The organism is Hymenobacter monticola (genome assembly GCF_022811645.1).
GTDB classification, from domain to species: Bacteria; Bacteroidota; Bacteroidia; order Cytophagales; family Hymenobacteraceae; genus Hymenobacter; species Hymenobacter monticola.
On record NZ_CP094534.1, the window covers coordinates 4411701 to 4426088 of the forward strand.

The window sequence follows — 14388 nt, forward strand, 5'->3', positions numbered from 1 at the left end:
CGGGGGCGCGGAAAAGGCGCGCGTGGGTGCATAACGCAAAAGAACGCCGAAATGGTGGATTGGTGGGGTGGCGGGTTGGTTAAGTTACGCGTTGGCAGGTTGCAGAAGTGGCTCGAATTGGCCCTATACTTCTTCCTCACAACCCACCAATCCATCAATCCACAGCTCCGCCCTCACGCCAGCAGCTTGTGCTTGATGGCGTACTGAATCAGCCCCACCACCGACTTGCAGCTGGTTTTGGTGAGAATGTTTTTGCGGTGCGTTTCCACGGTGCGCTCCGAAATGAACAGCGCCGCGGCGATGTCCTGATTCGACTTTTCTTCGGCCACCAGCCGCAAAATCTCCCTTTCGCGGGTGGTGAGTTCGGCCACCGGCTGGGTGCCGTCGCGGCGCTGGGCGGGCACGTCGAGGTGCTGCAGCAGCGTCTGGCCCACTTCCTGGCTGAAGTGGGTGCGCCCGGCCGCCACGTTGGCAATGGCGGCGCTGAGCTCGGCCTTGGTGGCGTTTTTGAGCAGGTAGCCGGCCCCACCCGCATCGAGCACTTCCATCACCGAGGCGTGGTCGTGAAACATGCTCAGGGCCAGCACCCGCACGGCCGGAAAGCCCGCCCGGATGTGCCGCGTGAGCTCTACGCCGCTCATCTGCGGCATGTTCAGGTCGACGAGGGCCACGTTGATTTCGGGGTGCTCGTGCAGGCAGCGCAGGGCCAGGAAGCCCGAATTGGCCTGCGCCACCACCCGCACCGACGCATCGGTTCTTAGCAGGGTTTTGATGCCCTCTATCACCATCTGGTGGTCATCCACCAGCAGCACGGACGTACGGGGCGGGGCGGCGGGCTCGTAGCTCATGGTTAAGATTTTTGCAGAGGCGAGAGGCAACATGTACAGCCGGAGGCAGAACCTAAGGGTAAATATTCACATTCAAACATACTCAAGCCCAAATGCGGTTTGCAACAAATCAGGCTAAGTATTTTGCTATTGAGCGCTCCATTGGCACTGCCAGCGTCACGGTGGTGCCCCGGCCGGGGGCCGCGTCGAAGTCGGCCCGGCCGCCCAGGTAAGCCATGCGGCTCTCAATATTTTTGAGGCCAATTCCTGCGTCCTCGCCCAGCGCGGCGGGGTCGAAGCCCACACCGTTGTCTTCCACCATCACCGTCAGCTCGTCGGCGCTGCGAATGATTTGCAGGGTGATTTCCGTGGCCCGCGCGTGCTTCAGAATGTTCTGCACCAACTCCTGAATGACGCGAAACACCACATTCTCCACCGTGGCCGGCATACGCCCGCCCTGGTCGAGCCCCACCACTTCGAGCTGTACCTTCAGGTGGCCATCGGGGGCAATTTTGTTCAGGAAGTCGCGCACGGCCTGGGCCAGGCCGCGCTTGATGAGGGCGTTGGGCAGCAGGTTGTGCGAAATGCTGCGCACCTCGCGGAAGCTCTCGTCTACCACGTCCAGCGCGTTCTGGAACATGGCCTGCTGGCCGGTGGTACTCAGCCGCAGCTCGTCGCCCAGCGCGTGCAGGTTCATTTTGGCCGCCGTCAGGAGCTGGCCCACGCCGTCGTGCAGGTCGGAGCCGATGCGGCGGCGCTCGGTTTCCTCGGCCTCCAGCACGGCCTGGGCGCGCTGCTGCTGCAAGGCCTGGCGCTCCTCGGCAAACTCCACCTCGCGGCGCAGCCGCCGCCGCGCCACCCACAAGTAAGCCAGCCCCGCCAGCAGCAGGGCCACCAGCGCGCCGGCCCACAACAAAGCGGTGCGCCGCCGAATGACTTGCTGCTGCTCGCGCAGCCGGGCGGCCTGTAGGCGGTTGCGGGCCTCCTTCTTCTCGGTGTCGTACTTGGTTTGCAGCTCGGCCACTTGCTGGGCGCTTTCCTGCTGGAAGATGGAGTCATTGAGCGACTGAAAGCGTTTCTGCCACTGCAGGGCCTTTGCAGGCTGATTACCATCTTCGTATAGCGTGGCAAACCCGTTATACACCACCCGCACAATGGGCAGCGCGCGCTGGCGGCGGGCCAGCTGCAGGGCGTGGCGGTAAGCGTCCTCGGCTTCGGCGGTGCGGTGCAGCAGGGCCAGGGCATCGCCCAGGTTCAGCCACGATTCGGCTTGCCCTTGCTCGTTGCCCTCGGCCTTGTCGATGGCCAGGGTCTGGCGGTAGTAGCGGTAGGCTTCGGGGCCGTTTTTCTGGCGCAGGGCCAGGCCGCCGAGGTTGTAGAGGGCCAGCACGGCCACGCTGGAATCGCCAAGGGCGCGGGCTTTTTGCAGCGAAATGCGGAAGTCGGCACGGGCGGCGGCCAGCTGGTTTTGCTCCATCAGGGCGGTGCCGCTGTTGTTGAAGGCAATGGCCAGCGGCTTGGCGGCACGCGGGTCGCCGGCTTGCGCCGCCTGGCGCAGCACGGCTTGGGCGCGGCGGGCGTACTGCAGGCTTTGGGCGAATTGCTTCAGGTTTTTGTTGGTGGTGGCCAGGGCCAGGCAGGCGCTGCCCTGGCCCAGCAGGTCTTGGCGCTGCTCGGCCAGACGCAGGGCGGGCATCAGGCTTTTAGCCGCCGCGGCAAAGTCGCCCTCCGCGTTCGCCAGCCGGCCGAGGAGCAGCAGGGCCACCTGTTGCGGGCCCTCGTGTCGGGCAGTAGCCTTGGCCTGCTGCAGAGCCAGCGCAGCCAGGCGCTTGGCTTCGGCGGGCTCGATGGTGCGCAAGGCGTTGGCATCGGCCAGCAGCAGGCGCAGCCGGGCGGTGTCGGGGGCCTGGGCGCGGCGCTGGGTCAGGCTGTCGATGAGGGGCGAAGCGGCCGGAACGGCTTGCGCAAGAACGCGGGAAGCCAACCCAGCCCCCATTACTCCGACCCAAATTCCCAGCTGCCACAAAAAGCGGAACACCCGTTCATTACATCGCATCTTACCTACGCTTAACGGTTCTGGTTAATCCGATAATATCAATGCTGCTAAGTAAAGCAATTATGCCATACTTAGGGGCATTGTTTTTCCTGATTATCAGAAATACTTCGGTCCTTAAGCTTCAGCAAATGCCCTGGGCAATACCAGCAGCGCCTTTTCCTGCGGCAGCTACCGCTGTGGGCCGGCAACGATTCTCCCCTTTTGAAAGTAAGCATCTACCAGCCCGGCAGTTCGTGGCCGTTTTCACTCATCCTTCCCTCCCACTTCCCATGCGCAAAGGCACCAAAGTAAGCTGGAAATACGGCACCGGCACCGCCACCGGCAAAATTGAATCGGTCCACAAAGAGCCCATTTCCCGCACCCTCAAAGGCTCCGAAATTCACCGCAACGGCTCGGCCGACGACCCTGCTTTGGTCATCGTGCAGGAAAATGGCGACCGGGTGCTCAAGCTCAAAAGCGAAGTGAAGGCGGCTTAGAAAGCCGCTAAGCCCACTGAAAACAATGATAACCTTATTCTCCTGCCCCAGTTAAAATTTGAGGGTGAGCCAGCCTATCTTTATGGGTGCTTAAGAAAATAGTCTTTGTCTATTATCCGGTGGCGGCGGGCGTAGCATTGGTCTTGGCTGCCGCGTTGTTTTTATTTTCCGGCGGGCTGAAAAGCAGCACAGACGCTGGGATGCTGCTTTTCCTTTTGGCCGCTAGCCTTTTCATGTGCTTGGTCTGGAGCTTCCCTTTCTGGGTGGCATTGTTGACACTGCATGTGTTGCGCGAACTTCTGGGCCAGGGTTCTGGCAGAAAATAGCAACGGCTGAGTGGGCACCGTACACTAGCAAAAAGCCCCGCTGGCAGCAACCAGCGGGGCTTTTCAATAAGGGTAAGGTCCGAGCCTACCGGTTGTTCGGGTCGGGCTTGATGAAGGCCTCCTCTTCCATTTCGGTGGGCACCACCACCACGCCCTTTTGGAGCATGGAGTTTTTCTTGCCGTAGAGGAAGTACACCACGAAGCCCAGCAGCATCCAGCCTAGGGCCAGCTTCAGCGTGTTCGAGTCGAGGGCCAGAATCATGAGCGTGCAGATGGCCGCGCCCAGGAACGGCACCAGCGGGAAGCTGGCCGACGAGAGCGGCGAGCGGAACGGCCGGGGCTGGTCGGGGTCGGAGCGGCGCATAATCCACACGCCCACGCTCACCAGCACGAAGGCCAGCAGCGTGCCAAACGAGGTCAGGTCGCCGGCCAGGGAGCCGGGCACGAAGGCCGCAAACGCGCCCACAAACACCAGCAGCGCCAGGTTCGACTTGTAAGGCGTATTGAAGCGGGGGTGCAAGTCGGAGAAGGCTTTGGGCATCAGGCCGTCCTTGGCCATGGAGAAGAACACGCGGCTCTGGCCCATGAGCATCACCAGGATTACCGAGGAGAAACCGAGCAGAATGGCCACCGTTACGGCCGTGCCCAGCCACTCGTAGCCCTTCATGTGGGCCTTGATGGCGTAGGTTACCGAGGCTTCGCCGCCCAGGGCCGGGTCGGCAAACTCGCGCCAGTTGGCCACGCCCGTCAGCACGTGGCCGAACAGGATGTAGAGCACCGTGCACACGGCCAGCGAGCCGAGGATGCCGATGGGCATGTCGCGCTTGGGGTTTTTGGCTTCCTGCGCAGCCGTGCTCACGGCGTCGAAGCCGATGAAAGCAAAAAACACAATGGCCGCGCCGCCCAGAATGCCGCCCCAGCCGTGCTTGTTCCAGTCCGTGTACTCACGCACCACCACGCCAGCCGCGTTTTTCACGGGCTCAGCGTTTTCAGGAATCAGATAAGGCGTATGGTTGGCAGGGTTGATGAACTGCCAGCCCACGGCGATGAACACCAGCACGATGGCTACTTTCAGCACCACCACCACGGCGTTGAACATGGCCGATTCCTGCGTGCCCTTGATGAGCAGCAGCGACAGCGCCACGATGACAAACAGGGCCGGCAAGTTGATAAGGCCGTGCTCCAACGTGCCGTTCACCACGGCGCTTTCGAAGGGCGAGTGGCTGAGATTATAGGGTATACTGGTACCGAACACCTCCAACAGCTTGTTCAAATACTCGCTCCAGGCAATGCTGACGGTGGCCGCGCCCAGCGCGTATTCCATAATCAGGGCCCAGCCGATGACCCAGGCCACGAACTCGCCCATGGTGGTGTAGGCGTAGGTGTAGGCCGAGCCGGCGATGGGAATCATGGCCGCAAACTCGGCGTAGCACAGGCCGGCGAACACGCAGCCGATGGCGGCCACGATGAAGGCCAGCGTCACGCCCGGCCCGGAGGCCTGCGCGGCGGCGGCGGCGGTGCGCACAAACAGGCCCGCCCCGATGATGGCGCCCACGCCCAGGGCCACGAGGTTGCCGGCGCCCAGCGTGCGCTGCAGGGTGCCGTGCCCGGTGGAGTTGGCCTCGCCCAGGAGCACGGCCAACGGTTTTTTGGCGAAAATACTTGCCATGTGTTAGGTGTAAAGGAGGAAGAAGTGTGAAATAAAAAAGAGGTTGAAACGAAAGGCTCCGACGCCGTTTGGCCGGCATTTTAAAACCAGGCACCGGCGGCGGGCCCGAAATATAGGCAGCAAAACGCCTTCCTTTGGGCCAGCTGCCTTCGGGCCGCAAACGTCGCCGGTGTTTCGCTGTGGCTTATACCCCGCTTAAACCTGTCGCGGCGCGCGGCATCCAAGCCCGTGTTTCACCCTTCATTGCTTTTCTCATGAGCCAGATGCTTGTGCTGTTCGCAGCGCTGCTTGGTGCCGGCAGCTCCGCCGCGGCCCAAACGCAGCCCGGCCCCGCCCCCGCCGCCCTGCAAAAATCGCCCGACCAGCAGGCCCAGCGCCGCGCCCAATACCTCGCCAAGGAGCTTGGTCTCAGCCCCGAGCAGCAGGCTAAATTGCAGCCCATCTTGCTAGCCCAGGGCCAGGACATGCGGGCCCTGCGCGAACGGGTGCAAACCAACGGCCGTCAGCGCGGCATGGGCCAGGACCTGAAAGCCGCCCAAGCCCGGTACACCGAGCAAATCCGGGCCGTGCTCACGCCCGAGCAGTTTGCGAAGTTTGAGCAGCTGAAAGAAGAGCAGCGCGACAAGCTGCGCGAGCGCCACGCCAACGGACCGGGCCTTGGTGCACGACCGTAAATTCACCGGCTTCATCTGCGAAAGGCGCCCGTTTATCGATGAATACCGGGCGGCTGAGAGGGCCCTTCACACTTGGCACACCGCTTGCAAATACCCTATTAAGCAAACGAAGCGACTTTCTGGTTGCTCCTCCTCTTAAATCTCCCTTCACCCCTTCTTCTTACAATAGCATGAAAAAGACCCTGATGTTGCTCGCAGCCCTGGCCTTCACCACCGCCGGCACCAGCTTCGCTCAAACCGCTCCGGCGGCTACCACCAAAGTAAAAATGCACGGCGGCAAAGGCGCCCACGGCCCCAAGGACCCCGCCAAGATGGCCGACCACAAAGCCGCTAAAATGGCCAAAGAGCTCGGCCTCACCGCCGACCAGGAAGCCAAAGTAGAGCAGCTGATGCTGGCCCGCCAGCAGGAAACTCAGGCCCTGAAAGCCAAATACGCGGCCGACAAAACCGCCGGCCGCGCCGAAATGAAAGCCTCGCACGAGAAGTACGCCGCTCAGCTCAAAACCATCCTCACACCCGAGCAATACGCCAAGTTCGACCAATTGAAGGACGAGCACCGCGGCCACGGCGGCAAGGGCCACGGCGGCAAAATGAAGGTAAAAGCCAAAGCGTAAGCAGCCCCCGGCTAATTGCCAATAAAAAAAGCCCCGTTCGGTTCCGAGCGGGGCTTTTTCGTTGGCTGGACCATATTATCTCACCACCGTCAGGCGCGCAGCTTGTCGCCCCAATTTCCCCTCGGTCACCACTTGGTATATCCCCGCGGGCAAATTGCTGAGGTCGATGGGCGCGACAGCCGTTGGCATTTCTTGTTGAAACTGCACCTGGCCTATAGCATTGTAGACTTTCAGCTTTTGACCCGGCGTGGCGGCAGCAACTGTCGCCGGCCCGGCGGTGGGGTTGGGATACACTGCCAGTTTGTGTTGCGCCAGTTGGCCCGTGCGGGTGGCCAGCAATGTTCCAGTGCTTCGGACCAGAAAATTGATGATGCTGGAACCACTTGCGGCCCATCCGTAGTCGCCCCCGGCCCAAATATTAGCCGAGTTCCACACGGCCAGCCCCCGATGGAAAGAGAAGGTTTCCAGCGAACGCCACGTGGCGCCGTTGTCGGTGCTGATGGCGGTGCCACTGGGGTCGTTGGGCACTTGGTAGCTGCCCGGCCCCACGCTCAGGTAGGCGCCGGGCACGTCGAGCAGGGCTTGTATGGCGCAACGGCGCATGGGCCCGCTCGGCGTAACTAGTGCCCACGTGAGGCCCCCGTCGGCGGTGACGGCTAGCTGGGTGGGAAGCCGGTCGTAGGCCAGCCCATGCAAGGCATCGGTGAAGCTGGCGCTCTGCAAATTGGTCAGGCCGGTAGCCTGTATGCTCCAGGTTTGGCCGCTGTCGGTGCTGCGCAGCACATTGCCCCGGTTGGAGGTTGCCCACAGATTGGGACCGAGCAGGGCCACGTCTGTGGCTACTTCGCCCGCTGCCGCCGCGGGCGTGTTGGCAATGGGTTGCCACGTGGTGCCCCCGTCCACGGTCCGGAAAATGGGCCAGGTAGTGGCCGCGCCAGCATCGGCAATGGCCACGCCCGCAGTGGCGTTGAAAAACCGCACCGTGCGCAACGTGGCCGGCGTGGCAGCGGCCGGGAGTGCCGCGAGGGCCGTGCTGCCCGTGGTGGAGCGTAGCAGCGTGCGGGCCCCGCTTACGGTGCCCTGGGTCACGACCCACACGTGCTGGGCGTCGGTGGCCCACAAGTCGATGACGTTGCTGCCGCCCGCTCCCGTGCCACCGTCGTTGGAGCTAGCCACTTCGCTTTGTTGCACGGTTTGCCCGTTGTCGCTGGAAGTGAATAGCTGGTAAGCCCAAACTGAATTGCCAGGCCCTCCGGGCAAATTATAAGGACGGATGCCCCACACCACCCCCTGCGCAGGCGCCCGCAGGGTCATGAGTGCGGGCACTCCGAATCCATATCTGGCCCAGGGGGTTGAAACATAAGTCCAGCTGATTTGGGCCTGGGCGGCTTCTGGCCGCATGCTGCCCACCAGCAAAGCCAAGGCGGTGCATCGTAGGAATGGTTTCATGCCGATGGCAATAAGGGAAATAACAGTAGAATGAGGCACTTTATTCAGTTTTACTGACGCGCAGGTTGCGCACTGTGCCATCGGCGGCGCTCAGCTGCAGTTGGTACATGCCCGCCGCCTGCGCCGATAAGTCTACGGCGCGCGCCCGCTCCGTCACCGCGCCCGTCTGACAGAGCCGGCCATGCACGTCGTACACCCGCACCGTTTCCGTGCCGTTCACCACGCCTTCCACGTGCAGCAGCCCGCTGGTCGGGTTCGGGTAGGCCGCCACCGGCGACGCGCCCCGGGCGTTTTTGGCCGCCAGCACCGTTAGATTCAACCGCAGCAGCGGGCTGGGCGCGGAAGGATAAACTTTTTCAACTCCCGCCCATACTTCGCCGTTGCTACCGGCCGCAATCATCGAAAATGGCGTATTGTCGGAGGACAGCACCTGCCAGCTGGCGCCGCCGTCGCGCGTGATGGCGCTCACGCCCGCAAAGGTGGGGCCCGCCGTGACATAGCCCGCGCTCAGGTACGTGCCCGGCGCGCCCGGAATGGCCGTCATGGTGCTAAACAACGGCTGCCCGCTAAAAACCACCGGCGTCCAAGTGCTGCCCCCGTTGCTGGTCCGGTATAGCTCCGGCCCGGTTGTGCTTTGTTTGTATGACAGCCCCGTCAATGCATTCTCAAACGCTACCTTGCCGGGGCTGGCCGTTGCCGTCCAGCTCAGGCCGGCGTCGGGTGTGCGCAGCAGCGTGCCTGCTTCGGTTCGCAACCAGAGGCTATTGCCAACGCCCTGCTTGCTCGTAACCAACTCGATGGCGCCGCCGCTTGTGGCTGGGGCCGTCGCTACCGGGCTCCAGGTCATGCCTCCGTCCGTGGTTCGGTAGATGGGCCACGTGCCCGCCCCACTTGCCGAGGCCGCTACCCCCACGCCTACGGTAGCCGAGAAAAAGTGGATGGCCGTAAAGCGCGGAATGGCCGTCGCTATCGGTGCAAACCCTGCGGGACCAGTGGTCGTCCGCAGCAGGCTATTTGCCGGGCTGGTCAGGTCGTACTTCATCACCCATGCCGTCTGGGCGTCTACCGCCGACATGTCGGTTACCAATTGTCCTGTGCTGGGGGTTAGGACCGACGCAGAAATCGCCCCGTAACCAACTTGTTGTTGATTCCACGTCTGCCCACCGTTCAGGGTCTGGTACGCATCAGATATATTAGACTGGCGACCGGGCCCCCCAGTTCCCTGTGCAAGATATAAGCACCACAGTGCGTCTGATTGGGGTATGTTCAGGTACGTCGCGCGACTAACTCCATAGAAAGAGTAGAAAGCCGGTCCCCCGCTGCCGGCCGGGGCTACCCAGGGCGATTGGGCGAATGCGGGTTGGAGCGCGGCGGCTAGCAAGGCCGGGGCTAACAGGGTGCGTAAGGTTGTTGTCATTGTTCGAAGAGAATGTGTTGGCCTTCACAGGAGGTGCTCCTGCTGCGAGTACATAGACACCCTTAGCACCAGCAACATAGGTACGCCGGTTGAGCTCGGCAATATATCAACCGCATTGCATATTTCTCATCCCATACTTATTTATTATAATTTGCGTGCAATCCGAAAATGCAACAGCAAGCATATTATTTCTATTACACTCTGAAAATCATTGATTTAATTTAATCACCAAAGACAGCTCAACACAATAGCCGCAGAACCTTGTTTGCAGCTTTTACCAGTTGCAGGCAGCCTTCGGCCAAGGCGCTGGCTCGTTTAGTCAGAAAGCTGAGCAAAACCTTGCATTGCGCTGCTTGCTTATATTTGGCCTAACCACCCGGCTAAAAATCCTCTTTCTTATGCCCCCCCTCCCCAGTAGCACGGCCTCGGCTGTGCAAATCCAGCAGTTTTACGACAAGGGCTTGGCGCACGCGAGCTACGCCGTGCGTTGCGGCCGCCAGGTCGCCATCATCGACCCGGGCCGCGACCCCCAGCCCTACTACGACTTTGCCGACGAGCACGAAGCCCGCATCGTGGCCGTGATTGAGACGCACCCGCACGCCGATTTTGTGTCGTCGCACCTGGAAATTGCCGAAGAAACCGAGGCCACCATCTATTGCAGCAAGCTGGTGGGTGCCAAGTACCCGCACCGCCCGTTCGACGACGGCGACCGCCTCAAGCTGGGCAGCTACGAGCTGCACGCCATCAACACCCCCGGCCACTCGCCCGACAGCATCAGCATCCTCCTGATGGACGAGTTGGCCCAGAGCCGGGCCGTATTCACCGGCGACACCCTGTTTGTGGGCGACGTGGGCCGGCCCGACTTGCGCGAAGAAGAGGCCGTGGGCGGCCACAAGCGCGAAGAGCTTGCTGCGCAGCTGTACCGCAGCACCCGCAACAAGCTCATGACCCTGCCCGGCGCCACCAAGGTGTACCCCGCGCACGGCCCCGGCAGCCTCTGCGGCAAAACCACCAGCACCGACCTCGACTCCACCATTGCCAAAGAGCTGAAAACCAACTACGCCCTGCAGCCCATGTCGGAGGAGGAGTTCATCAAGGTGCTGCTCGAAGACCAGCCCTTCGTGCCCAAGTACTTCGGCCACGACGTGAAGCTCAACAAGCAGGGCGCCCGCGGTTTCGAAGACAGTATCCGCGCCGTGCCGCACCTGAGCAGCGCCGCCACCCTCGAGCCCGGCGTGCTCCTCATCGACGCCCGCCCGGCCGCCAAGTTCCGCGCCGGCCACCTGCCCGGCGCCATCAACCTGCAGGACGGCGGCAAGTTTGAAACCTGGCTGGGCTCGGTGGTGGGCCCCACGGAGCCCTTCTACCTGCTGGCCGACTCGCAGATTGCGCTGGACACGGTGGTGCGCAAAACCGCCAAAATCGGCTACGAAGCCAACATCAAAGGCGCCCTGCTGGCCCCGGCCGCCCTGCCCGAAACCGCTCCGGCCGTGGACGTGGCCCAGGTGCGCGAGCATCCCGAGGCCTTCACTATTGTGGACATCCGCAACCACGCCGAGGCCAAAAACCAGGTGTTCGACGACGCCTTGGTCATTCCGCTGCCCGAGCTGCGCGAGCGTGCCCACGAGATTCCGACCGACAAGCCGGTGCTCATCCACTGCGCGGGCGGCTACCGCTCGGCGGCCGGGGCCAGCATTGTGCAGGCCGCCCTGCCGGGTGCCAAGGTACTGGATTTGGGCGAGGCCATTACGGACTTCCAGAAGGCGGCCGTGCATTAGGCCACTACTTTTGAAATTAACAGATGGTGGCGTGAGGTATTGTTAATCAGATACCTCACGCCACTATTAGTATGACAGAAACTATGCCGCCGGCACACGTCCTGCGCACGCATGCCACCAGGATTTACTTATCAGCGAAACGTTAAAATGAAACCCGAAGACCTAAAAACACTGAGTAGCGAAGAACTGCTTAAGAGGCAAAAGACCATCAAATTGGTATCGGGGGCGCTTGCAGCAATGCTACTTATCTTGCTGGTCATGGGCATTTCTCTGACTATCCAGAAAAAAAGATTCGTCTCGCTCATAGTAATTCCCTTTTCATTGTTACCCATCTTAATGCTGAACTTAACGATATTTAAGAAAATTAAAGACGAGCTTTATTTAAGAAAAAATACACAACAACCATAGCTTCGGCCTACTATGCAAAGCCCCTAGTTACGACTCAGGAAGGCCCAAGAGCCTAATTTAGAAAAGTACGGGTTTGTAAAAGTCGGCGCCGACAAGGGCTTTGCTAATGCGCGCCAAGCAGAAATAGAAGAATTTATCAACCGGCTGGTAAAATAGATGCGTCAGGAGGTTGGATGACGCACTTTTACGGGGCTTGCAGGTGCCTGGCCGCGACAAACGCAATCCTCGCCGCGGGGGTATCTTTGAGATTCACTCTACCTTATGCGCGTCCTTCACACCGCCGACTGGCACCTCGGCCAGCACTTCCTCACCGGCCAGGAACGCACCACCGAGCAGCAGGCTTTTCTCGATTGGCTGCTGCGCACGGTGCAGGCCCAGGCCGTCGACGTGCTGGTCATTGCCGGCGACATTTTCGATACCCAATCGCCTTCTTACACGGCGCAGGAGCTGTATTATACCTTTCTGGTGAAGATGCAGGCCACCGGCTGCCGCGACATCGTGGTGGTGGGCGGTAACCACGACTCGCCAACCATGCTCAACGCCTCGCGGCAGCTGCTGCGGCGCCTGCGCATTCACGTAGTGGGCGGCGTACCCACCGACCCCGCCGAGCAGATTCTGTCGCTGAGCGCGGCCGACGGCCGGCCCGGGCTGGTGGTGTGCGCCGTGCCCTTTTTGCGCGACCGCGACATCCGGCTGGCCGTGCCCGGCGAAACCCTCGACGACCGCCAGCTCCGCATCCGCCAGAGCATTGCCGACCACTACGCCGCCCTGGCCGCCCACGACGCCGTGCTGCGCCTGCGCGAGCAGGACGTGCCCGTATTGGCCACCGGCCACCTCTACGCGGCCGGCGGCGAAGCCCGCGAGGGCGCCGAGCGCGACGTGCACATCGGCGGGCTCGGGCTGGTGGGGGCCGAGCATTTCCCGGCGGCATTCGACTACGTGGCCCTGGGCCACCTGCACCGACCGCAGCTGGTGGGCGGGCGGGCGCACATCCGCTACTCGGGCTCGCCGGTGCCCCTGTCCTTCACCGAAGCCAACGACAAGCAGCAGGTGCTGCTGCTGGAGTTTGAAGGGGCCGGCGCGCCCGTCATCACCCCCATTCCGGTGCCCGTGACGCGGCGCCTGCAGCGCTTCCACGGCACGCTGGAGGAAGTGGAGGCCGACATTCTGGCCTACGACAACGCCGCTTTCGAGCACGTGGCCTGGGCCGATGTGCTGGTGCGCTCCGACGAAACACCCGCCGAGGTGCAGCGCCGGGTGCAGGCCGTGCTGCAGCTGCAAAAGCAGCAGGTCATTGCCCCTAAAGGGGTGCGCCACCAGCGCGCCACCGAGGTTCCGGACTTGGCCGAAGCCGCCATTCCGCTGGCCCTGCTGCACGAGCTGACCGTGGACGAAGTCTTCGGCCGGCGCGTGGCGGGCCTGCCCCCCGAGCGGGCGGCGGCCCTCACCGCCACTTTCCGCGAGCTGCGCCAGTTGCTGGGCGAGGGCGACCCGCAGGCGTGGAACGGCGAAGCGTCGTAAAATAAGCTAGTTTATCAAGCTACTTCATAATAAAGAAAAACGTCCTGTCCAGCGCAGGTGGAACAGGACGCTTTGTTTAATTCAGTTCCTTTCCGCCCTCTTCATCGCCAGCAGCCATAGGCCGCCCAGCACCAGGGCACCCACTCCTGCTGCGACGGCTACCATCAAAACCGGCTTTTGCGTTGCCCCAACGGGCTGCTGCGCAATATCAGCGTCGCGAAAATCTTGTCCGGCAGTGACGGCCAGAATCAGCCGGACGGTTTCGGCGGGCTGGTCCCATTGCGGAAAGTGGCCGCAGTTTTCAAACCAATAGAGGCGGGCGTCGGGAAATTTTTTAAGGGCCCGCGAGGCCTGGCGTGGGAAGCACACCCGGTCCTGTCGCCCCCATCCAATCACCAGCGGCGCGCCAATGCTGCCGGCGGGCGCGCCCTGCTGCACTTCGCCATAGGCCAGATTATCCAGCAGCTCACTAAACGAAGGCGCGTGGGCAAAGCTGCGCATCTCATCGAGGGCCACGTGGGCCGGCAGCCGCCACGGGTGGGCCGAAAACTGGGCAAACAGCGCCGTGCGCGTGGCAGCATTGCCGGTGAGGAAGGGCATGGCGGGCTGCAGGGCCCGCACCAGCTGCGTGGAAATGGCCACGCTGTGAAAGAACACCGGCACTTCCCAACCCTGCCAGAACCCACCCGGGTCGAGCGATACCACCGCTCCCAGTACGCCGCCCCGCCGGGCCAGCTCCAGCACCAGCCGGGCGCCCATGGAGCTGCCCACGGCGTCGATGCCGAGCAAGTGCTGTTCGCGCAGGAATTCGGTCATGGCATCGGCCAGGGTGGCGATGGTGACGGGGCCGGCCAGCGGCGGCGTGCTGCCGAAGCCCGGCAAATCGACGGCAATGACCTCGCGCTCGGCGGCCAGGTCCTCAAGGATGGTTTGCCAGGAGCGCCAGCTGCCGCCGATGCCGTGCAGCAACAGCAACGGCCGGCCCGCGCCGCGCCGGATGTAATTCATAGTCATGGCCTTTCTTTTGGTTTACACGTGAGCCTTCCGCTTGCGGACGCCGGGGGCGCGCAAGGAGCATTTAAGGGCAACGGCTAGGCACGGAGCGGAGTTGTGCCCGCACCTGGGGCAGGCCATTGGTTTGCGGGAACCCAAACCGGCCAAATGGCCTTTCCC

13 protein-coding genes are annotated in these 14388 nt (G+C 62.4%); 7 read left to right on the forward strand and 6 right to left on the reverse strand.

Translation table 11 applies throughout. From position 1 onward, the window contains the following. Positions 1–173: 173 nt before the first annotated feature. Both MTP16_RS18325 and MTP16_RS18330 read right to left on the reverse strand, forming a co-directional pair. Positions 174–848, reverse strand: coding sequence for a response regulator (locus MTP16_RS18325; RefSeq protein WP_243512691.1), 675 nt, complete (start codon positions 846–848; stop codon positions 174–176). Positions 849–957: 109 nt separating this feature from the next. Then, positions 958–2811: a tetratricopeptide repeat-containing sensor histidine kinase gene (locus tag MTP16_RS18330; RefSeq protein WP_243512694.1), complete on the reverse strand. Its 1854-nt coding sequence runs from the start codon at positions 2809–2811 to the stop codon at positions 958–960. A gap of 341 nt (positions 2812–3152) precedes the next feature. On the opposite strand from MTP16_RS18330, the gene MTP16_RS18335 reads away from it, so the two are divergent. Continuing rightward, complete coding sequence (locus tag MTP16_RS18335) at positions 3153–3359, forward strand: hypervirulence associated TUDOR domain-containing protein (protein ID WP_243512696.1); 207 nt, start codon at positions 3153–3155, stop codon at positions 3357–3359. 86 nt (positions 3360–3445) lie between these two features. After that, positions 3446–3685 (forward strand): hypothetical protein, encoded by a 240-nt coding sequence (locus MTP16_RS18340; protein ID WP_243512698.1) that lies wholly within the window; start codon positions 3446–3448, stop codon positions 3683–3685. Between the two features lie 85 nt (positions 3686–3770). Here the strand turns inward: MTP16_RS18340 and MTP16_RS18345 are convergent, their stop codons facing one another. Beyond that, positions 3771–5354: an amino acid permease gene (locus MTP16_RS18345; protein WP_243512700.1), complete on the reverse strand. Its 1584-nt coding sequence runs from the start codon at positions 5352–5354 to the stop codon at positions 3771–3773. A 254-nt stretch (positions 5355–5608) separates the two neighbouring features. Here MTP16_RS18345 and MTP16_RS18350 point away from each other — a divergent pair, with 254 nt between their 5' ends. Together MTP16_RS18350 and MTP16_RS18355 are read left to right on the forward strand one after the other, a co-directional pair. Next, positions 5609–6028 carry a hypothetical protein gene (locus MTP16_RS18350; RefSeq protein WP_243512703.1) on the forward strand — a complete coding sequence of 140 codons (420 nt, stop codon included), beginning with the start codon at positions 5609–5611 and terminating at the stop codon, positions 6026–6028. 170 nt (positions 6029–6198) lie between these two features. Beyond that, complete coding sequence (locus MTP16_RS18355; RefSeq protein WP_243512705.1) at positions 6199–6642, forward strand: DUF4890 domain-containing protein; 444 nt, start codon at positions 6199–6201, stop codon at positions 6640–6642. Between the two features lie 75 nt (positions 6643–6717). On the opposite strand, the gene MTP16_RS18360 is transcribed toward MTP16_RS18355, so the two are convergent. Together MTP16_RS18360 and MTP16_RS18365 are read right to left on the reverse strand one after the other, a co-directional pair. After that, the gene (locus tag MTP16_RS18360; protein ID WP_243512707.1) at positions 6718–8091 is read right to left on the reverse strand and encodes a T9SS type A sorting domain-containing protein; all 1374 of its coding nucleotides are present in this window, start codon (positions 8089–8091) and stop codon (positions 6718–6720) included. Between the two features lie 40 nt (positions 8092–8131). Next, the gene (locus tag MTP16_RS18365) at positions 8132–9166 is read right to left on the reverse strand and encodes a T9SS type A sorting domain-containing protein (protein ID WP_243512709.1); all 1035 of its coding nucleotides are present in this window, start codon (positions 9164–9166) and stop codon (positions 8132–8134) included. A gap of 740 nt (positions 9167–9906) precedes the next feature. Here MTP16_RS18365 and MTP16_RS18370 point away from each other — a divergent pair. From MTP16_RS18370 to sbcD, 3 genes are all read left to right on the forward strand, one after another. After that, the gene (locus MTP16_RS18370) at positions 9907–11286 is read left to right on the forward strand and encodes an MBL fold metallo-hydrolase (protein ID WP_243512711.1); all 1380 of its coding nucleotides are present in this window, start codon (positions 9907–9909) and stop codon (positions 11284–11286) included. A gap of 147 nt (positions 11287–11433) precedes the next feature. Continuing rightward, a complete protein-coding gene (locus MTP16_RS18375; protein WP_243512713.1) occupies positions 11434–11694 on the forward strand; it encodes a redox-active disulfide protein 2 in 261 nt (86 codons plus the stop codon). A 261-nt stretch (positions 11695–11955) separates the two neighbouring features. Next, the gene (gene sbcD, locus MTP16_RS18380) at positions 11956–13215 is read left to right on the forward strand and encodes an exonuclease subunit SbcD (RefSeq protein WP_243512715.1); all 1260 of its coding nucleotides are present in this window, start codon (positions 11956–11958) and stop codon (positions 13213–13215) included. A gap of 81 nt (positions 13216–13296) precedes the next feature. On the opposite strand, the gene MTP16_RS18385 is transcribed toward sbcD, so the two are convergent. Next, positions 13297–14229, reverse strand: a complete 933-nt coding sequence (locus MTP16_RS18385) for an alpha/beta fold hydrolase (RefSeq protein ID WP_243512717.1) — start codon at positions 14227–14229, stop codon at positions 13297–13299. Between the last annotated feature and the right edge of the window lie 159 nt (positions 14230–14388).

Coding starts and splice junctions, on each gene's coding strand:
- MTP16_RS18355 (WP_243512705.1), top strand. CDS start 6,199: ATGAAAAAGACCCTGATGTTGCTCGCAGCCCTGGCCTTCACCACCGCC.
- MTP16_RS18350 (WP_243512703.1), top strand. CDS start 5,609: ATGAGCCAGATGCTTGTGCTGTTCGCAGCGCTGCTTGGTGCCGGCAGC.
- MTP16_RS18375 (WP_243512713.1), top strand. CDS start 11,434: ATGAAACCCGAAGACCTAAAAACACTGAGTAGCGAAGAACTGCTTAAG.
- MTP16_RS18360 (WP_243512707.1), bottom strand. CDS start 8,091: ATGAAACCATTCCTACGATGCACCGCCTTGGCTTTGCTGGTGGGCAGC.
- MTP16_RS18365 (WP_243512709.1), bottom strand. CDS start 9,166: ATGTCGGCGGTAGACGCCCAGACGGCATGGGTGATGAAGTACGACCTG.
- sbcD (WP_243512715.1), top strand. CDS start 11,956: ATGCGCGTCCTTCACACCGCCGACTGGCACCTCGGCCAGCACTTCCTC.
- MTP16_RS18345 (WP_243512700.1), bottom strand. CDS start 5,354: ATGGCAAGTATTTTCGCCAAAAAACCGTTGGCCGTGCTCCTGGGCGAG.
- MTP16_RS18335 (WP_243512696.1), top strand. CDS start 3,153: ATGCGCAAAGGCACCAAAGTAAGCTGGAAATACGGCACCGGCACCGCC.
- MTP16_RS18385 (WP_243512717.1), bottom strand. CDS start 14,229: ATGACTATGAATTACATCCGGCGCGGCGCGGGCCGGCCGTTGCTGTTG.
- MTP16_RS18325 (WP_243512691.1), bottom strand. CDS start 848: ATGAGCTACGAGCCCGCCGCCCCGCCCCGTACGTCCGTGCTGCTGGTG.
- MTP16_RS18370 (WP_243512711.1), top strand. CDS start 9,907: ATGCCCCCCCTCCCCAGTAGCACGGCCTCGGCTGTGCAAATCCAGCAG.